The organism is Bounagaea algeriensis, from assembly GCF_054491375.1.
Map to the genome: position 1 here is coordinate 1327616 of NZ_CM137102.1, position 18889 is coordinate 1346504.

An 18889-nucleotide genomic window follows, 5' to 3' on the forward strand; every position below is an offset into this window, starting at 1 on the left:
CGGAGGCGATGACGCCGCGCGAGGCGAGGGCGGTGTTCCGCGCGGGCCGGCGCGTGCCCACCGCCGGTTACAGCTCCGGGTTCACGCAGGCGAACCTGCTGGCCGTGCCGCGCGAGCACGCCTACGACTTCCTGCTGTTCGGGCAGCGCAACCCGCGGTCCTGCCCGATCATCGACGTCGCCGAACCGGGCGCGGTGGACGCGGAGTGCTTCGCCGGGGATCTGCGCACGGACCTGCCGGCCTACCGCGTGTACCGCGACGGGCAGCTCGCCGAGGAACGCGACGAGGTCGCCGACCTGTGGCGGGACGACCTCGTGGCCTTCCTCATCGGGTGCAGCTTCACCTTCGAGGCCGCGTTGCTCGCCGCCGGCGTCGGGGTGCGGCACCTCCAGGACGGGTGCAACGTGCCGATGTACCGCACGAACCGCCGCTGCCGGCCCGCCGGCGATCTCGCCGGGCCCGTGGTGATGTCGATGCGGCCGATCCCGGCCGAGCAGGTGGCCACCGCGGTGCGGGTCACCGCGCGCTATCCGGCGGTGCACGGCGCGCCGCTGCACGTCGGCGACCCGCAGCAGCTGGGCATCGCCGACCTGGAGCGGCCCGACTTCGGCGATCCGGTGCAGGTGCGACCAGGTGAGGTCCCCGTGTTCTGGGGATGCGGCGTCACCCCGCAGGCCGCGGTGATGCACTCGCGGCCGTCCTTCGCGATCGCGCACGCGCCCGGGCACATGGCGATCACCGACGAGGTCGACAGCGCGTTCCTCGTGCCCTGAAACCGTGCATGCCCCGCCGAGCCGCAGCGTCCGGGGCGGCGGTGCTGATCCCGGTCACAGCCGCAGCGCCCGAGCCGGGCCGAACCACGCGGTCCCCCGCCCGAGGAGAAAGAGCGGGGGACCGCGTGTCGTGGGAAGGACCGGTGCGCCGGTCGCCTCTCGGCGTTGTGGCGCGACGCGGTTCCAGCCGGACGGTATTCCGCGAAGGCAATAGGTGAGGCCCGGGGGACACGGGCGCACCGGCCGGTTCGTACAACACGGCGCGGTGAGCGCAGCTTCCCGGCGCGCATGTGACACCGAACACGTCGAAGACGGCCCTGCGTCCCGTCGAGGACGTTCGGCGCCGTGATCTGCTCGGAGGGTGTGCGGCCGGCGGGTACCGGGGTGTCCGGGAGGCTGCGAGAACAGCTCCGCGCCGGTTCCGCAAACGTCTCAGCTGATCGGGGTGTGTGCATTTCGCGGGCGGGTTCAGGGGTGGGTGCAAGGGCGGGATGGCGGGCCCGTCTCGGGGGTGGCTTCGTCCTGGTGGTCGCGGGGAAGGGGTCCGCGGGCGGCGGAAGGCTGCGCGAGCAGTTGCCGAAAAGGAAAGCCCAGGCACGGGTCACAATTTTTCTCGGCGCGCCGAAAGAAATGTTTTGAATGGGCCGATAAACAGGTTCTCCGGGTGCTGCCGTGCAATGTTTTTAATTTCTCGGGAACGCCTGTACAGTTCGCTCTCGAAAGGGGTCGGACCGCGTTCGTCGCCGTGGGGAATCCGCTGCGCAGCAGGTAGTTCGGTATCCACGCGGGATGTTGTGCGGCTGGCGGAACGCGGACCGGGTGCGGGCGGAAAATGCGGGATCGCCCGCCGGTGCAGTGAGGAGAGCACGGGCGATGTTGGTCAGCTTCGCGGTCAGCGCCGGTGCGATTTTCGTCGCCGAGCTCGGCGACAAGTCGCAGTTGATGGCGATGACGTTCGCGACCCGGTACCGCGTGTGGCAGGTGCTGCTCGGGATCACTCTCGCCACCGCCGTGGTGCACGCGCTGTCGGTGGTGCTCGGCTTCGGCGTCGGCCACGTCGTTCCGGGTGACTGGGTCACCGTGCTGGCCGGGACGGCGTTCTTCGGCTTCGCGCTGTGGACGCTGCGGGGTGATCGCCTCACCGAGGACGACGAGCGCCGCGCGCGCCGCCCCGCGATGTCCGCGCTGCTGCTGGTGACCACCGTGTTCCTGCTGGCCGAGCTGGGGGACAAGACGATGCTGGCCACGGTCACGCTCGCCACGCAGCACGACTGGTTCGGCACCTGGCTCGGCTCGACCGTGGGCATGGTGCTCGCCGATGCGCTGGCCGTCGGCCTCGGTCTCGTGCTCGGCAGGAAGTTGCCGGAGCGCGCCGTGCGCTACGGCGCCGCCGCGCTGTTCGGCCTCGCCGGGGCGTGGCTGCTGGCCAGCGGCTTCACCGGCCTGGCGACCGCCTGAGCGCGGCGACGACAGCTCCGCCCGTCCTCACCTCCCGGGTAGTGGGGAACATTTCTCGAGAAATGTCCGCGGTGGGCTTTGGGGTTTTTGGGTTTCGGCGTGTCAGCGTGACGTGGGTTGATCATGGAAAGGAGCATCGGCGGTTGCTCATCACGTCTCGGTAAGGAGAGTGCCGCCGATGCTCCGGCCGGTGAGGTTACCCGGTTCGTTCGCGGTGTTGGTGGAGGTGTTCCGGCCGTGTTTCACGGCGCCGTCGTTTGCCACGTTTGTCGTGCTGGTGACGGGCATGATCAGTCAGACCGGTCGGGCCACGGTGTGCGGCATGCTCACCGCGGCCGGCCTGGCCCGGCGGTGGCGCCATGAGCGGGCGCACTGGTTTTTCTCCCGCGCGGTGTGGAGTGTCGACCGGGTCGGGCTGAAGCTGCTGTCGGTGATCGTCGACCGGGTGCTGGGCCCGGAGGAGCCGGTGCGGGTGGCCGTCGATGACACGCTGTTCCGCCGGGCGGGGCGTAAGACGCATGGCACCGCGTGGCACCGAGATCCCACCAGCGCCAGCCCGGGCGCGGCCAGCGCGTGGGGCCACACCTGGGTCGTGGCCGGCGTGCTGATCACGCTGCCCTTCGCCACCCGCCCGGTGTGTCTGCCGATCCTGGCACGGCTGTGGAACCCCCGTGCCGAGCAGGCCCCGTCCAAACCCGCCCTCGCCCGCGAGTTGATCACACAGATCGCGGGTGCGTATCCGCAACGCCGGGTGCATGTCGTCGCTGATGCGTTGTACGGCACCCGCTACTGGCGCGGCATGCCCCCCACGGTGACGGTGACCGTGCGGCCCCGGAGCAACGCCGCCTTCTACGCGGTGCACACCCCCCAACCCGGGGTCGGTCGCCCGCGCTACAAGGGCCCCAAGATCGGCACACCGACCGCGATCGCCGCAACCGGGCCCTGGCGAACCGGAACCGTCACCCGCTACGGCCGCACCGCGGCCATCGACATCTGTGAACGCCGGTGCCTCTGGCCCGGCGTGCTCCGCGACCAGCACATCCGCCTCATCTGCGTCCGCGAACCCACAGTCACGCGCAGCCGCAACCACGATGTGGCGCTGGTGACCACCGACCTCGACAGCCCGGCCGAGCTCCTCATCGAACGGTACGCCGCCCGGTGGGCCATCGAAGTCACCTTCCACGACGCCAAACACCTCGCCGGCGTCGGCCACGCCGAAAACCGCGTCACCCACGCCGTGGAACGCACTGTGCCCTTCGGACTGATCACCTACAGCCTCACCACCGTGTGGTACACGCTGGCCGGCCACAACCCCAGCGATGTGCAACAACGACGCCAAGCCGCCCCCTGGTACACCAGCAAGACCGAACCCGCCTACCAAGACATGCTCGTCAAGCTCCGCCGCCTGATCATCGCCGCACAATTTCAACCAGAAACCCAGCGCACACCCACCCCACAGGAAACCCTCGCCATCCACCAAGCCTGGGCCGAAGCAGCCACATAACCCCCAAAGCCCACCGCCGACGTTTCTCGAGAAATGTCCTCCACCGGCACCGCTGCTGCTGCAGCATGTGCAAAGTGTATGTTCATGCTGCACGAGCGGTTGGTCGCGGGGAGGGGAACGATGTCGAAGACCGTCGACAAAGCGGTGCGCGCGCTGGAGGTCCTGACCCGCGGGCCGATGAAGATCTCCGAACTCGCCCGCGAGCTGGACGTGCACAGCTCCACCGCGCTGCGCATGCTGCAACCCCTCGTCGACTCCGGAGTGCTCGCACGCGGCGCCGACGGCCGCTACCGGCTGGGGCTGCGGCTGGCCGACCTGGGACAGCAGGTGCTCGAAGACATGGACCTGCGCGCGATCGCGCGGCCGCGGCTCGTGGCCCTGGCCGAGGACGTGCGCGCCACGGTGCACCTGGCGCAGCTCGTCGACGGCCAGATCTTCTACGTGGACAAGATCGAAAGCCCCGCGTCCATCCGCACCTGGTCGCGCGTCGGCAGGACGGTGCCGTTGCACACCGCCGCGGCCAGCAAGGCCATCCTGGCGCGCCTGCCGGAGCGGCGCCGGGACGACCTGCTCGCGCAGCACGGCTTCACCCGCTACACCGAGCACACCCTCGCCGATGCCGAGGCGCTGCGCAGCCACCTGCGCGGGGTCGCCGAACGCGGCTACGCCACCGACGACGGCGAATTCGAACCGCTGGTGCACTGCGTCGGCGTGGCAGTGCCCGCCAACCCGGGGCAGGTGGCCGCCGCCGTGTCCGTGACCACGGTGCGCGCCCGCCCGGAACCCGAGGAGCAGCACGCGGTGGTCACCAAACTGCGCGAGACCGCCGCGATGCTCGGCGCGGAACTCGGCACGTCCCCGCGCCACTGACGCCCGCTCCGCCGGGCACGGCGGTCGCCGGAATCGAGGAGGAAGCGTGAAGATCACCCGGTTGCGCACGTACCAGGTCCCGCCGCGTTGGCTGTTCCTGCGCATCGACACCGACGAGGGCATCGTCGGCTGGGGCGAACCCGTCGTGGAAGGCCGCGCCGAGACGGTCCGGACGGCCGTCGACGAACTGTCCGACTACCTCGTCGGCACCGACCCGGGCCGCGTCGAGGACCACTGGCAGGTGCTGACCAAGGGCGGCTTCTACCGCGGCGGACCGGTGCTGTCCAGCGCGGTCGCCGGCATCGACCAGGCGCTGTGGGACATCAAGGGCAAGGCGCTCGGCGTGCCCGTGCACGAGCTGCTGGGCGGTCCGGTGCGCGATCGCATGCGGGTGTACTCCTGGATCGCCGGCGACGAGCCCTCCGCGGCGGTCGAGCACGCCGCGCAGCGGGTCCGGGAGGGCTTCTCCGCGGTGAAGATGAACGTCGCCGGGCGGATGCGGCCGCTGGAGACGACCGCGGAGATCGACGCGGCCGTCGAACGCGCCCGCGCGGTCAAGGACGAACTCGGCCCGCACGGCGATGTGGCCGTCGACTTCCACGGCCGCGTCGCACCGCCGCTGGCGCGGCGGCTGTGCCGCGAACTCGAACAGGTCGGGCCGCTGTTCGTCGAGGAGCCCGTGCTGCCGGAGCTCTCCGAGGAACTGCCCCGCATCGTCGGCAGCACCACCGTGCCGATCGCGACGGGCGAGCGGTTGTACTCCCGGTGGGACTTCGCCGACGTGCTCCGCTCCGGCATCGCCGTGGCCCAACCGGACCTGTCGCACGCCGGCGGCATCTCCGAGTGCCGCCGCATCGCCGCGCAGGCCGAGATCCACGGGGTCGGCCTCGCCCCGCACTGCCCGCTCGGCCCGATCGCCCTGGCCGCCAGCCTGCAGGTGGACTTCGCCAGCCCGAACGCGCTCATCCAGGAGACCGGTCTGGGCATCCACTACAACCAGGGTTCGGACGTGCTCGACTACCTGGCCGACACCTCGGTGTTCGACTACTCGGCGGGCTACGTCTCGCGCCCGACGGGACCCGGGTTGGGCATCGAGATCGACGAGGAGGTCGTGGCCGAGGCCGAGCAGCGCGCCCCGCGCTGGCGCAACCCCGTGTGGCGCCACGACGACGGGTCGTTCGCCGAGTGGTGAGCAGGTGCTGCGCCCGCGGGAGCCGAGGCGCGCGACCTCGCAGCTCCGGCGGACCGCTGTTGTGATCTCCGCCGCGGCCGGACCGCGCTGGTCCCCGGGAAGGTACTCTCCCCGCGGGCGACGCGGCGTGCGCGCAGCCTCCCCGGGCCCCGGGGCGAGCCGTGAACGAGCAGGTCAGACACGGAGGCCGGTGTGAAACCGAAGAAGGTCGCAGGAATCGTTGTGCTCGTGCTGGTGGGCTACGCGGTGTTCACCAACCCCGTCGGATCCGCGGACATGGTCGGCGGTGTCGGTGACTGGTTGCGGGGCTCGGCCGAGTCCGTGGTCACGTTCATGCAGAACCTGACCGGCTGAGGCTCCCAGCCCCGTCCGCGGCTGCTCGAGGTCGAGCACCGGGAACGAGAGCTGTGCAGGAGGACCTTCCCAGCCGGCCGCAGCCGAACGCCTCGACCGGCACGACGACTCAGCAATCCCCGCTGCAAACCCTACTGCTGATCCAACCCGGTGCGCAGGTCCTCCAGCAGATCGGGCAGCACCGCCTCCTCCGCCACGGTGCGTCCTGCGGTGCCCAGCAGCTCGGACAGCTGCGGATCCCACGGGGTCTGCACCGGCTCTCCGGAGAGCACGCCCAGGTCGCGGCGTTCGGCCGCGGCCCGGTCGAGGGCGGCGCGGTAGTCGGCAGCTCCGAGCCGCCACGGCCGCGCGCCCTCGGCGTGCAGCGCGCCGGCGACGCGCAGGCCGACCCAGTCGAAGTCGGCGTGCACCCGCACCCGGGCGCCCGCGGTGAACAAGCGGCGGAGCAGCTCCCGCGCCGCTGGCGAGATGTGCTCGCCCACGACCACGAGCGGGTGGTGCAGCCCGGCGGCGAGCGCGGCTTCGAGCACCCGCGGGTTCTCGCACACCGCCACGGTCGTCCCGGCGGCCACGAGCGGGTCCGGCGCGGCCCGCAGGTCCGCCAGCGTCACGTGCGCCGGTGCGCCGGAGCCGGTGCGCAGCGCCGCGGTCTCGGCGGACTCCCACGGCAGCGCCCAGCACAGCACCGGGTCGCTGATCCCGTCGGCGGCGACGCGGGCGTGCTCCCACACCGCCCGGCGCTCCCGCTCGCTCGACGGCGCCGCCAACCCGTGGGCCTCGGCCAGCCCGCGCAGCACCACGCGGCTCAGCGCGGTTCCCTCGTCGAGCAGGTCGGCCGCCCCGGCGCGCGCGGCGAGCTCGGCGCGCCAGGTCCACCCCCGCTGCGCCGGCTCGCCCGCGGTCGCGGCGAGCACCGCGGCCGCCTGCCGGGCCACGGGTTCTTGATCTGCCTCGGCGACGCGGCCGAACTGGCACACCCAGGTGCACCAGGTCGCGGCCCAGGCGGCGCGGTCGAGCTCGTGCGCGGCCAGCGCCCGGCGGAACGTCTCGTACTGGGCGGCGTAGCGCCGCTCGGCCAGGGTCTCGGCGTCCTCGGCCCGTTCCAGCGGGGAGTCGTGCAGGATCTCCACGACCTCGTGCAGGCCCACCCCGAACTTGCTCGCCCGCACCGCGGCGTCCAATTTGGACACGTTGATGCGCGTGCCCTCGCCCCACAGTGGACGGCCGTAGAGCTCGCCCACCATCCGGCGCGTTTCGTCGTCCGGCAGCTCCAGCCGGAACGTCGGCGGTGCGGACGGTGACTCCAGCGCCTCGCGGGCGCGCTGCCACAGACCGCGCAGCGGCGGAACGTCCCATTCGGCCCGCAGGTCCTGTTCGATGCCCATCGTCCCCAGGGTACGGGTCCGCCTACCGGTCGGAGCGCTCGAGCTGCTGACCATCCCAGGTGGTGTGCGTGCAGGCGATGCCGTGCCCGCTGCGCGGTCGCAGCACGTCGTAGATGTGCATCCGCGGGATCTTCGGCGACACGCCCCACCCGCTCGGCCAGGTGATCAGCCAGTCCATGTCCAGATCCACGAGCAGTTCCAGCATCCGCGCCACGGTCGGCTCGTCGAGCCGCTCGAAGGCCTCGTCCAGCAGCACCAGCCGCAGCGGCCGCAGATCCGCCGCCGAGACGCTCACCGCGTCGTAGAACGCGGCGGCCGCGGCGAACAACGTCACGTAGGAGATCAGCCGCGTTTCCCCGGAGGAGAGCTGCCGCAACCGCCGCACCCGCGCCGACCCGTCCGGGCCGGTGTCGCGCACCCGGACGGTGAAGGTGAACCACGACCGGTAGTCCAACGCCCGCGCCAGCACCTCCGCGTAACCGCCGGCGGCACTGTCCCGTTCGGACTCGATCAGCTTGGTGAACACGCGGCGCAGCAGGGCGTCCTCGTCCTGCCCGCGCTGCGCGGCGGGGGTGCGGACCGCGTCGAGGGCCCGGCGCAGGTCCTCGTCCAGCGCCGTCGACGGGCGCCAGTCCAGCTGCACGTGCACGCCCTGGCTGGAGCGGGCGCCTTCGAGGACCTCGTTCATCCGCTCGCACAACCGCTCCGCCGTGGAGATCTGCCCGCGCAGCCGGTCGGCGAGATCGCGGACGAGGTAGTCGGCGAAGATCGACCGGTAGCGCTCGTTGAGGTAGCCGCGCTGCTCGGCGAGACGCTCAGCGATGCGCAGCGCCGCCTCCGCCACCGGCTGCGGCCCCTCGTCACCGGTGATGGTCACCGTGAGCACCCCGTCCCGCTCGCCGGCGGCGATGTCGTAACCCGCGCTCAGCGACTGCTGCAGCGCCTGCACCCGGTTGAGCACCGCCGCCTCGGAGGCCGAGCGCCGCGAGATGGCCAGCAGCGCCTCGACGGCCTGCTCCGGTTCCGGTGCTGCCTGCGGATCGGGGTTCTCCGCACCGTCCTGCGGGGTGAACGCCGCCGTCCACAACCCCGGGGTGCGCAGGGCGGCGCGCAGCGACTCGAGCGCCTTCTGCGCCGCCTCCTCCCGGCCCTCGAGCTGGGAGCGCTCGTGCTCCAACTGGGTTTCCCACCGCGCCGTCGACTCGCGCAGCGCGCTGACCTCCTCCCGCTGCGCGGGCAGGCGCCGCCGCAGTTCGCCGCGCTCGGACTCCAGCTCGGTGATCTTGCCGTCGATGTCCTGCGTGTCGTCGGCCAGCGCGGTTCTCAGCTCGGCCAGCCCGGACTCCTGCTCGGCGTGCTCGGTGCAGCGCTGCTCCGCCTGGGACTCGGCCTCCAGCCGGTCGGCCACCGCGGCGTCGTGCCGCAGCAGCAGCTCGTGCAACTCGACCACGGTGTGCAGGCAGCGCGAATCGACCGTCGTGCGCAGCTCCTCGATCGCCGACACCGCTTCGGTGGCCGCGCGGTGCGCCGCCTCCAGCGCCCCGGTCTCGGACGGCAGCTCCGCCTGCGAAGCCTCCTGCACCAGCTCGGCGTGCTCCGCCTGCCACCGCCGCTCGGCCTGGTCGTGCTCCTGGCGCAGATCGGTCGCGGCCGCGCCGGTCGACTCCACCGCCTCCCGCGCACCGTCCAGTTTGGCGTGCGCGGTCAGCAGCTCGTCGTCGTCCGGGAAAGCTTCGACGTGCCGCTCCAGACGGGACACGTGCTCGCTGGTGTCGCGGTGCTGCCGCTCCGCAGCGCCGATGTCCTCGCGCAGCCGGGCCAGGTCGTCCTCGAGCTGGGCGATGCGCCGCGTGCGGGCGGCCTCGCGAGCTCCGGCCCCGACGAACTCCGCCGCCTCCTTCGGGCAGGATCCGCACAGCACCCCGGCACGCCAGCTGCCGTCGGTGCCGACCACGAGGACCTCCTCGGTGCCACCGACCGCGGCGGCCACACCCACGCGGGCGAGCAGTTCCGCGACCCGCTGCGCCGGCACGGGACCGTCCTCGGCGGGCGCCGGTACCAGCGCGGTGTCCAGTCCCGCGCAGCTGCGCGCACCCCGTTCGACGGCGAGCAGGTCCGGACCGCCGTGCACCGCGCCGTCCGCGGTGACCCACGCCGTCAGCAGTCCGCTGCCGGCCAGCGCGCCCTCCAGCCCGGCGCGGGCCGCCGCGTCGAGATCGGCGCGGAAATCGACCAGCTCGTAGAAGGGCCGGCCGGCACGGGGGTTCCGCTCGGCCGCGGCCCACTGCGGGCGGTCCGGCACGCGCTCGGAGCCGGAGCGCAGCTCGGCGAGCTCGTCCTCCCACGTGCGCGCCTGCACGTACAGCTCGGCGATGTGCTGCTCCAGCCCCGAGACGTGCTGCCGCTGGCGGTTCAACCGCGGCCGCGCCCACTCGCGGGCGCGGTCGCGCGCCTGCCGCGCCACCGCGCGCTCGCCCAGAACGTCGTCCACCGCCGGGGGTTCCGGCGCGTCCTCGGCGTCACCGGCGGGCCACTCGGCGATCCACTTGCGCACCTGCTCGACCCACACGGCCGCTGCCGTGGCCAGGTCCTGCTCGACCTGGTTGCGCCGGCCCACCGCCTCCGTCGCGCTCAGCTGCGCCTGCCGGGCCCGCCGCTGCAGCTCGACGACCTCCTCGCGCTCGCCGTCCAACCGCCGGGCGCGCTCGTGCAGGCTCAGCGCCAGCGCGGCGCGTTCCCGCGCGGCCTCGGCGACCTGCTGCGTAGCGCCGGTGACGGTGCGGAAGGAAGCGGCCAGCCCGTCGGCGTCCGATCGCGGCGGGTGCAGCCGGTCCACGTGCAGCGGCTCGGCGTCCGCCTCGACGGCCGTGCGCACCGCCACCCGTTCGGTCCCGGCTTCCGCGGCGGTCACCGCCGGTGGACGCGGCACCAGCTCACCGCCCAGCCCGGCAGCCCGCAGGCAGTGCGCGGCGTGCTCGGCGCGTTCGCCCGCGGCCTCGGCGTCGGTGCCCAGCCGCCGCAGCATGCCCACCACCGACTCGGCCGAGCGGTTCTCCTGCGTGCGGTGCTTGCTCGCCGTGTCCAGCGCGGTGATCGCCGCCGCCCGCGTGCTGGCGACGAGGCGTTCCCGGTCGCGGACGCTCTGCAGCTCCCGGTAGGCCGGGTGCGCCTGCAGCGCGTCGATGCTCGACTCCAGCTCGCCGTCGCGCTGCTCGAGTTCCGCCGCGGTCTCCTCGGCCGCGGCCCGCTTGCGGCGCTGCTCGGTGCACGTCCGCTCCAGTTCGGCGATCTCGCCGCGCAGCCTGCGCAGCTTCTCCCGGGTGTCGCGCACCCCCTGCGCGCGGCCCTGCAGCACGCCGAAGGCGTAGGAGGAGTAGGTCGTCAGGAACGCGCGCAGCGCCTCGTCCGACTCGGCCAGCCCGAGGATGTTCTCCCGGATCGACTCGAGATCGTCGAACGAGGTGGCCAGCCGCTCCACCAACGTCGGGTCCAGCGGCGGCAGGGCGTCGGAGAGGATGTTCTCCAACTGGCCCTCCAGCACCTTCAGCCCCACGTCCGGGTTGCGCAGCGTGCGCTGCAGGTGCAGCAGGTCGCCGTAGCGGGCGGCGGGCATGCCGTAGACCGCGGCCGCCACGCGGGCGCGGAACGACTGCTCGTCGAGCACGCCGTCCGCGCCGATCACCTCGCGCAGCTGGGCCGCGCTCAACGGCACCCGATCAGCGGTGACCAGCTGCAGATCCCCGCCCACCCGGCGGGGGGTGATGAACCGCCACGAATCGCTGATCGCCTGCGCGGACTTCGAAGCCTTCACCCCGACGCCGCAGGTGAGGAACTCCTCCGCGCCGGCCTCGGTGACGCGGCGCAGCTCCACCCAGGCGTAGCCGATGCGGTTCGGCCCGCCGGGGTACTCGTCCAGCATCAGTCGCCGCACGCTCACCGTGTCGAAACCCTTCGACCCGAGCTGGCGCAGGTCCCCGTCGAGGCACAGCGGCAGCAGCAGCTCGAGCGTGCGCGACTTGCCCGAACCGTTCGTGCCCTGGAAGATCCCGCGGCCACCGGACAGGTCGAACGTCGCCTCGGCGTACTGCCAGATGTTCACGATCCCGCCGCGGTGCAGCCGCCACCGGTCCGCCGGGACGGCGGACTCGCCGGCGGACTCCCCGGCGGGTTCCCCGGGGGACGGCCCCCGCCCGTCGGAGCGCTCGAGGGCGGACGACACCGAATCTGGGCTCAACGTTGCGTGTCCTCTTTCGTCGCGGCCAATTCCGTGGCGTCGAACAACGGCAGGTCGGCCGGTTCCGGCTCCGGCTCGGGCGGTGGTTCCGCCTCGCGCGTCGCCGGTGCCGCGTCCGCCCGCGGCAGCCACCGGTGCGCCGCGGGGCTCAGCAGCCAGTCCTGCTCGCCCGCGGTGATCAGGGAGAGGCGCCGCAGCAGCGACAGCACGCCGTTCACCAGCTGCTCGTGGTCCTCCGTCGCCTGCCGCGACCACGCCGACGGGTGCTGCTCGACGAGCTCGCGGCAGGCCTCGGACAGTTCTCGCCGGGTCACCGGGTGGCGGCCGTCGCCGCGGGGCTCGTCGGACAGCAGCTGCGGCAGCGCGAGCAGCGCGATGCGGGCGACGGTGCTCGGTCCGGGGAAGACGACATCGGTGAGGTAGTCCTCCGGGTCGGTGACTACGACGCCTTCCCAGCGGGTCTCGGCGACGAGGCCGAAGAACCGCTCCAGCAGGTGCGCCTCCCGCCCCAGCCGGTTGCGCAGCCACCGGGCCTGCTCGGCGGGCAGGTCGGCGTAGAGCACCGCCGGGTCCTCCACCAACCGCCGGCGCACCGCGTGCTCCACCTCGTCCGACGACGGCGCGGCGGTGGTCTCGATCAACTCCACCGGGGAGGAGACCGCGCCGACCGGGCCGACCACGATCTGACCGAGCAGGTCGGTATCGATGGTGATGAGCGCTTCCGAGGAGGACTCGGCCGAGACCGTCCCCTCCGTCTCGGTGATCACGCCCAGCGAGACGAGGTGCCGCAACGCCGCGGTGAGCACCCGGCGGTCCGCCTGGTCGTCGGTGACCGGCACGCCCGCCTCGACCGCCGCCGCGCGGATGTCGCTGACCAGCCGGGACAGCAGCACCTGGCGGCCGATGCCGGTCAACGCGGCCAGCGCCAGGGCGACGTAGGCGTAGCCGCGCGGCGTCAACGACGCCTCGCCGCGAGTGCCGTCGGAACCCGCGCCCGCCTTGACCAACCGCGCGAACCGGCGCTCCACGACCAGGCGGTAGCCGAGCAGTGCGCCGAAGAGCTCCTGCAGCACCGAGCGGTGGTGGTACATCAGCGGCAGCAGGTCGCCGTCCGGGCCGCCCGCCCGCACCAGCGGACGGCGCAGCAGCACGCGCACGCAGCGCACCACGTTCGCCGCGTCGATGTCGGACAGTTCGGCGAAACCGGGAACCGGGTCGACCTCGCCGGCGGTCATGACGCCGCCCCGCTCATGATGCCGCCTCCTGCTGCGCTCCGGTCTCGCCGGCCACGTCCAGTTCCGTGTCCGCCAGCGTCAGCGTCCCCGCCCCGCTGCGGACGTGCGTGTGCTGCCCGGGCCGCGGCCGCACCACCACCCGCAGCCGGTGCACCGGGTCGACCGCGGTACCGGTCTCCTCCGGCGTCTCCCGCTGGGCCATGGCGAGGGTGAGCAGTTCGCACAGCATGCTCAACGCCTCCGACGAGAGCGTGTGCGCGGGCAGCTCCTGCCCGGCCGCGGCCAGCTCCGCCGCGGCGGCACCCCGCCGCTGGTCCGCCTCGCGCGCCTCGGCCAGCAGGGTGTGCTCGGTCATCGGGTCGTCCAGCACCCGCGAGGTGCGCCCCCGCGCGCCCCGGTCGCCGCGGCCGCGCACGCTGACGGTCACGTCCAGCACCGGGCCGTCCCGCCACGGCACCGACTCGTTGTCGCTGTCGTAGTCCGGGGCGGGCAGCAGGTGCCGCGCCGAGTGCAGGCCGAACGCGGCGGAGGCCAACCGGTGCGCCTGCTCGGTGCCGGCCTCGGCGAACCACCGCGCCAGGGTGAGCAGTTCCGCGCGCCGCCCCGGCACGATCCCGCCGCCGGAGGTTGCGCGCTTGACCGTCGCCAGCAGCGAACCGATCGCCCGGGCGGTCGCCTCCCGCAGCGCGGCGACCTGGCTGGGCCGTCCGGGCGCGTCGACGAACCAGTCGGTCAGTTCCTGCCAGTCGGCCGCGGTGCGCCCGCGCGCCCGTTCGGTGTCGGCGCCCAAGCCCTCCGCCGGGCCCAACAGTCGCAGCAGGTCGCCGCGCTGGGCGGCCAACGCGGCCAGCGCGGCGCCGATCGTCTCGGTGTGCCGCAGCACGTCCTCCACCACGCGGTGGATGTAGTCGACGAGGAGGTTGCGGAACCCGGAGATCTCCTCGGGGGCGAGCTGGTGCCGGGTGACCACCTGCCCGAGGTAGGCGTAGAAGTCGCGGACGGTGGCGGCCAGTTCCGCGTGCTGCAGGAAGACCGTGGTGACCTGCTCCGACAACCGCTCGGTGGCCTGCTCCGCCTCGACGCCGCCGGGATCGCGCTGCTCGGCGGCCAGCGCCTCCGCCAACCGCGCGCGGATCGCGCCCAGACCGCGGTCGATCGCGGGCAGCAGCTCGCGGGAGATCTCGCGGGCGCCCTCCGGCACGCGCAGCAGCGCGTCCACGTCGCGCTGCACCCGCACGGCCAGCTTGCTCACCTGGTAGCGCACGCTGCCGTGCTGGAACTCGGCAATGCTCGACGCGATCGTCTCCCGGCGCCCCACGACCAGGTTTCCCCAGCGCACGAGCTGCCGCAAGCGGTCGAGCACCGTGTCGGTGCCCGATTCGCCGGGTGCGATGCGCCCTTCCCGCTCGGCAGCCGCCAACGCCGCGGCCACCTCGCCGGCCGACAGGTCCGCCAGCAGCGTCGAGGTGAACAACCGCATGATCGCCAGGTACGTGCGGTGCTCCGGGGCTTGCAGGTAGGCGAACAGGTGCAGCCGGCGCGCGCCGTCGGCGTCCTGCTCCGGGGCGTGCGCGGTGCAGGCACCGGAGGAATCCGATGCGGTCGTGCCCGCCACGCCCGCGCGGAGCACGTCCGCTTCGTGATCCGGGGCCGTCACGGTCCGCCACGATAACGGGTGCCGGGGCTGCCGCCGCGCACCTGTCAGGCGTGCGCACTGGTGATCCCCCGGCCGGGTAGCGTGAGCGCGCGGTCGCCGGCTCCGGCGATCGCCGACCCCGTCGACGGAAGGACAGCACGTGAGCACGGCACGCGCCGTCGGGCTGCTGGTGGGCGCAGCGGCCGACGCGGCCCTCGGCGACCCGCGGCGGGGGCATCCGGTCGCGCTGTTCGGACGCGCCGCGCACGCGTTGGAGCAGCGCATCCACCGCGACCACCGGGCGGTCGGAGCCGGCTACGCGGCCGTGCTCGTCGGCGGCGGCGTCGCCGCCGGGGCCGCGGCCCAGCGCTGCACCCGCAGGTGGCCGGCCGCCGAGGCGGCGTTGACCGCCGCGGCCACCTGGGCCGTGCTCGGCGGTGCCTCGCTGGCCGGTGAGGCCGCGGTGATGGCGCGCCTGCTCACCGGCGAAGACGTTCCCGGCGCGCGGCAGCGGCTGGCGCACCTGTGCGGACGCGACGCGGCCCGGCTCGACGAGGAAGGCCTGGCGCGCGCCACGGTCGAATCGCTCGCGGAGAACACCGGCGACGCGGTCGTCTCCCCGCTGCTGTGGGGCGCGGTCGCGGGCGTGCCCGGGCTGATCGGCTACCGGGCGGTGAACACGCTGGACGCGATGGTGGGGCACGTCTCGCCGCGCTACCGCAACTTCGGCTGGGCCGCGGCGCGCCTGGACGACGCGGCGAACGCGCTGCCCGCCCGGGCCGGCGCTGCGCTCACCGCGGTGTGCGCCCCGCTCGTCGGCGGTTCGGTGGCCCGGGCCCTGCGGACGCGGCACCGCGACGCGGCCGCGCACCCGAGCCCGAACGCGGGGCAGCTGGAAGCCTCGTTCGCCGGGGCGCTCGACGTGCGCCTCGGCGGGCGCACCGTTTACCGCAACGCCCCGGCCGGAGGGCCGGTTGCCGAGGGTGCGGCTGCCGGCGGCGCTGCCGACGGCGGGGTTGCCAGCGGTGCTGCTACCGGTGGTGCTGCTACCGGTGGTGCTGCGGAAGCGGCCGGCAAATCCTCCGGCGAAGCGGCCGAACGCGCCGAGCAGCGGCCGGTCATGGGGCGGGGACGCACCGCCGGCACCGGTGACGTCGCCCGCGCGGTGCGGCTGTCCCGCGCTGTGGGTGCGGCTTCGGCAGCGCTGGCCGCCGGGGTGGCGCTGGCGGCAGGAACGCTCCGCCGCGGGCGCTGACGGGAGCGCGCCGGCGCGCACGTGCTGATCGCGGGGATCACCGCCGACGGGTGCGGGTCATGCTGGTGTGCGCTTGTGCCCGGGTGCGTCCAGACCTCGCTGACGGGCCCAGTCCTGCAGTGCCGCGGTGCGCTCGCGGCTCTGCTCCGGGGTTTGCTTCGCCAGTTGCGACACGCGCTGCGGGGACAACTCGAGGATCGCGGCGATGTCAGCGCCCGACAAGCCACTGGCCTTCATGTCGGCGACCACCTTGCGATACGTCCGAGCGGCTTCCGCTTGAGCCAGTTCGGCCTCGTAGGTGGCTTCGCGAGCTTGCTGCACCTCTTGCTCGAGTGCGCCGCCCACCTCGAAGGTCACGGTCACGTCGACATCGGTGAGCGGCACGTCGAGCACGGCTGCTGCCGAGTTCCGGGCCATCGTGCGCGCCTCCGCAACGCTGCGCGCCTGAGCCGTCCCCAACTCGTCGACCTGCACTGCTCACCGCGTGCCCGCACGCGTGGCGGTGGCCGTGCACTGGTGCGCGTTCACTGGGACTTCCGTCACCGCTCGGCGCGGTCGGCGCTCGCCCCTCCGCCACCGCGCTCGGCTTCGGCGCTCTCGGCTTCGGCCCGCTCCTCCTCGGCGATGGCCTGCGCCACGGCGCGCTTCTTGCTGCGCCGGCGGTTGCTGCCGCTCGCGCCGGGGGCCGGCGCACCGCGCGCGCCGGAAGTGCCGCCGCGGGAACCGCCCGCGCCCGAGCCGCTCCGCTCGCCACCGCGCGCGCTGGAACCGAACGCCCCGGTCGGACCGGCGCGCGACTCGGTGTAGACGAGGTAGCCGACCGCGATGACCGCCATGACGCCGAAGGCGATCCACTGCAGCGCGTAGGAGAAGAACGGACCGGACTCCAGGCGCGGCAGCGGCAGCGGCGACAGCACGCCCGGCTGCCCCTCGGCGAGGGTGAAGTGGCCCGGCTGCAGCGGCAGTCCGGTGTCCTCGGCCACCGTGCCGGAGTTGATCGCGTACACCCAGCGGTGCCCGTCGTGCTCGAAAGCGGACCGGTTCTCGCTGTCGTGCTCGTTGGCGCGGACCCGCGCGGTCAGCGAGACCTCGCCCCGCGGGGGAGCGGCGTAGTCCGGTGCGTGCGTGCCGTTGACCGGGCGCACGAAGCCGCGGTTGATCAGCAGCACCCTGCCGTCATCGGTGCGGAACGGGGTGAGCACCTCGAACGCCGGCTCGCCCTGCACGGTGCGCTGCCAGGCGAGGCGTTCCGCCTCCGGCAGGTACCGGCCGGAGGCGGTGACCTGCCGCCACTCGGTGTGCACGCTCGGCCTCTCCCCGGGGGCGAGGACGTCGTGCAGCGGTCGCGGCGGGGAGTGGAACGACTCGGAGATCGCGTCGTTGCGCTGCTGCCGCTCGTCGTTGCGGCCGAACTGCCAAGGGGCGAGAACCGTGAAGCACAGCGTTGCGAACACCACGACCAGCGCGATCGTGCCGAGCCAACCCGGTCGCAGCAGAAACTTCAGGCGCACGTCCCCAAGGTACGGCGCGGGCCCGGCGGCTCGGGCGAAGGGGCGTTGTTCAGGCGTGCAGCGCCGACCGCGCGGCGGCCGCGGCCTGCCGGCCGAACCCGGCGCCGAACAGCACCGTGTGCACCAGCAACGGGAACAGCTGGTGCAGTCCGATGCGGTCGCGCCAGCCGTCGGCGAGCGGGCTCACCTGCTCGTAGCCGGCGATGATCCGCTCCAGGTGTGGGCAACCGAACAGGTGCAGCATCGCCAGGTCCGTCTCGCGGTGCCCGCCGTGCGCGGCCGGGTCGATGAGCCAGGCCTGCCGCGACCAGTGCACGTTGCCGCTCCACAGGTCGCCGTGCAGCCGTGCCGGCGGTTCTGCCGGGCCGGCCAGTTCCGGCAGCCGCGCGCACACCTCCTCGACCGTCTCGCCGTCGGAACGGCTGAGCGCGCCCGTGTCCACGGCGCGCCGCAGGTACGGCTCGATGCGGAACTGGGCGTAGAAGGTGGGCCAGTCGACGCACGGCTCGTTGCGCATCGGCGCCAGTCCGATCCACGCGTCCGCGGGACCGCCCGCGGGCGGCGCCCCGTGCGCCGGAGCCCCGGCGGCGTGCAGGCGGGCGAGTCCGCGGCCGAGCTCTTCGGCGGCTTCGGGGGAGGCGGAGGCGGACGGCACGTGCTCGAGCACGAGCCACTCCTCGTTCGAGCCGAGCACCTCGGGAACCGGCACCGCGTCCGGTTCGGCCAGCCAGCGCAGCGAGGCGGCCTCGGCCGCGGCGGCGTTCGGCATCGACTGCGGCACGTGCTTGGTGAAGACGCTGCGCCCGTCGTCGAGTTCGGCGGTGAAGGCGGCAGCCGTGTCCCCGCCCCCGATCGGGCGCGCCGAGCGGACGGGCACTCCGGTGAGTTCGGCGATGGCTTCGTCGGACCGCATGCTTTCCCTCCCGCGCCGCGGAGCGGCCGCTCAGCCGGCCAGGCGGGCGCGCACCCACTCGAGCAGGCCCGGCACGGCCGCCCGGACCATCTCCAGCACGTCGTCGAAACCGCGCGGGCCACTGTAGTAGGGGTCGGGGATCTCCGCGTCCGCCTCGGCGTCCGGGTCGAACGAGCGCAGCAGGCGCACCCTGGAGGGATCGTCGACGGCGCGCCGCAGCGCGCGCAGGTGACCGTGGTCCATGGCCAGCAGCAGGTCCGCCGACAGGTGCCGCCGGTCCATCTGCGCGGCCGTGTGCTCGACCGGGTAGCCGTGCTCGCTGAGCACCTCCTCCGTGCGCGGATCGGCCGGTTCGCCCTCGTGCCACGGACCGACGCCCGCGCTGGTCACCTCGACGAACCCGTCCAGGCCCGCGTCCTGCAGGTGGCGGCGGAACACGATGGCGGCCATCGGGGAGCGACAGATGTTGCCCGAACAGATGAATGAGACCTGCACGGCGCCCGAGGATACGCAGCCGCCCGCGCGGTGCCCGCGGCGGCGCCGGCGGAGTGGGGTCCGCGCGCTGCCGT

General features: G+C 73.6%; 16 protein-coding genes. 7 read left to right on the top strand and 9 right to left on the bottom strand.

The genetic code is table 11. The features are described from left to right. Window positions 1-8: 8 nt before the first annotated feature. Window positions 9-773: a putative hydro-lyase gene (locus tag ACVGV2_RS06110; protein WP_459165894.1), complete on the top strand. Its 765-nt coding sequence runs from the start codon at window positions 9-11 to the stop codon at window positions 771-773. A 601-nt stretch (window positions 774-1374) separates the two neighbouring features. Here the strand turns inward: ACVGV2_RS06110 and ACVGV2_RS06115 are convergent. Beyond that, on the bottom strand, window positions 1375-1557 hold the full coding sequence (locus tag ACVGV2_RS06115) for a hypothetical protein (RefSeq protein WP_459165069.1): 183 nt from the start codon (window positions 1555-1557) through the stop codon (window positions 1375-1377). Between the two features lie 89 nt (window positions 1558-1646). Here ACVGV2_RS06115 and ACVGV2_RS06120 point away from each other — a divergent pair, with 89 nt between their 5' ends. The 5 genes from ACVGV2_RS06120 to ACVGV2_RS06140 all read left to right on the top strand — a co-directional run bounded on the left by ACVGV2_RS06120 (window position 1647) and on the right by ACVGV2_RS06140 (window position 6151). Continuing rightward, window positions 1647-2231: a TMEM165/GDT1 family protein gene (locus ACVGV2_RS06120; RefSeq protein WP_459165070.1), complete on the top strand. Its 585-nt coding sequence runs from the start codon at window positions 1647-1649 to the stop codon at window positions 2229-2231. Window positions 2232-2409: 178 nt separating this feature from the next. Continuing rightward, window positions 2410-3735, top strand: coding sequence for an IS701 family transposase (locus ACVGV2_RS06125; RefSeq protein WP_459162755.1), 1326 nt, complete (start codon window positions 2410-2412; stop codon window positions 3733-3735). 120 nt (window positions 3736-3855) lie between these two features. Continuing rightward, on the top strand, window positions 3856-4605 hold the full coding sequence (locus ACVGV2_RS06130; RefSeq protein ID WP_459165071.1) for an IclR family transcriptional regulator: 750 nt from the start codon (window positions 3856-3858) through the stop codon (window positions 4603-4605). A 46-nt stretch (window positions 4606-4651) separates the two neighbouring features. Next, window positions 4652-5797: a galactonate dehydratase gene (dgoD, locus tag ACVGV2_RS06135; protein WP_459165072.1), complete on the top strand. Its 1146-nt coding sequence runs from the start codon at window positions 4652-4654 to the stop codon at window positions 5795-5797. 192 nt (window positions 5798-5989) lie between these two features. Then, window positions 5990-6151, top strand: a complete 162-nt coding sequence (locus ACVGV2_RS06140) for a hypothetical protein (protein ID WP_459165073.1) — start codon at window positions 5990-5992, stop codon at window positions 6149-6151. 131 nt (window positions 6152-6282) lie between these two features. Here ACVGV2_RS06140 and ACVGV2_RS06145 read toward each other — a convergent pair whose 3' ends face one another. From ACVGV2_RS06145 to ACVGV2_RS06160, 4 genes are read right to left on the bottom strand one after another with little or no spacing between them, the layout of a single operon-like run. Beyond that, a complete protein-coding gene (locus tag ACVGV2_RS06145; RefSeq protein ID WP_459165074.1) occupies window positions 6283-7536 on the bottom strand; it encodes a DUF2399 domain-containing protein in 1254 nt (417 codons plus the stop codon). 22 nt (window positions 7537-7558) lie between these two features. Continuing rightward, on the bottom strand, window positions 7559-11770 hold the full coding sequence (locus ACVGV2_RS06150) for a TIGR02680 family protein (protein WP_459165075.1): 4212 nt from the start codon (window positions 11768-11770) through the stop codon (window positions 7559-7561). Next, entirely contained in the window at window positions 11767-13005 is a 1239-nt protein-coding gene (locus ACVGV2_RS06155) for a TIGR02678 family protein (RefSeq protein ID WP_459165076.1), read from the bottom strand. Before ACVGV2_RS06155 ends, ACVGV2_RS06150 begins: the two co-directional genes overlap by 4 nt. A 13-nt stretch (window positions 13006-13018) precedes the next feature. Continuing rightward, window positions 13019-14539, bottom strand: a complete 1521-nt coding sequence (locus ACVGV2_RS06160) for a TIGR02677 family protein (RefSeq protein WP_459165895.1) — start codon at window positions 14537-14539, stop codon at window positions 13019-13021. Window positions 14540-14801: 262 nt separating this feature from the next. On the opposite strand from ACVGV2_RS06160, the gene ACVGV2_RS06165 reads away from it, so the two are divergent. Beyond that, a complete protein-coding gene (locus ACVGV2_RS06165) occupies window positions 14802-15896 on the top strand; it encodes a cobalamin biosynthesis protein (protein ID WP_459165077.1) in 1095 nt (364 codons plus the stop codon). A 57-nt stretch (window positions 15897-15953) separates the two neighbouring features. Here the strand turns inward: ACVGV2_RS06165 and ACVGV2_RS06170 are convergent, their stop codons facing one another. From ACVGV2_RS06170 to ACVGV2_RS06185, 4 genes are all read right to left on the bottom strand, one after another. Beyond that, window positions 15954-16370 carry a hypothetical protein gene (locus ACVGV2_RS06170; RefSeq protein ID WP_459165078.1) on the bottom strand — a complete coding sequence of 139 codons (417 nt, stop codon included), beginning with the start codon at window positions 16368-16370 and terminating at the stop codon, window positions 15954-15956. Window positions 16371-16435: 65 nt separating this feature from the next. Further along, entirely contained in the window at window positions 16436-17407 is a 972-nt protein-coding gene (locus ACVGV2_RS06175) for an SURF1 family cytochrome oxidase biogenesis protein (protein ID WP_459165079.1), read from the bottom strand. A gap of 49 nt (window positions 17408-17456) precedes the next feature. Continuing rightward, on the bottom strand, window positions 17457-18320 hold the full coding sequence (locus tag ACVGV2_RS06180; RefSeq protein ID WP_459165080.1) for a fructosamine kinase family protein: 864 nt from the start codon (window positions 18318-18320) through the stop codon (window positions 17457-17459). A 30-nt stretch (window positions 18321-18350) separates the two neighbouring features. After that, window positions 18351-18815 (bottom strand): low molecular weight protein-tyrosine-phosphatase, encoded by a 465-nt coding sequence (locus ACVGV2_RS06185; protein ID WP_459165081.1) that lies wholly within the window; start codon window positions 18813-18815, stop codon window positions 18351-18353. Window positions 18816-18889 lie beyond the last annotated feature (74 nt).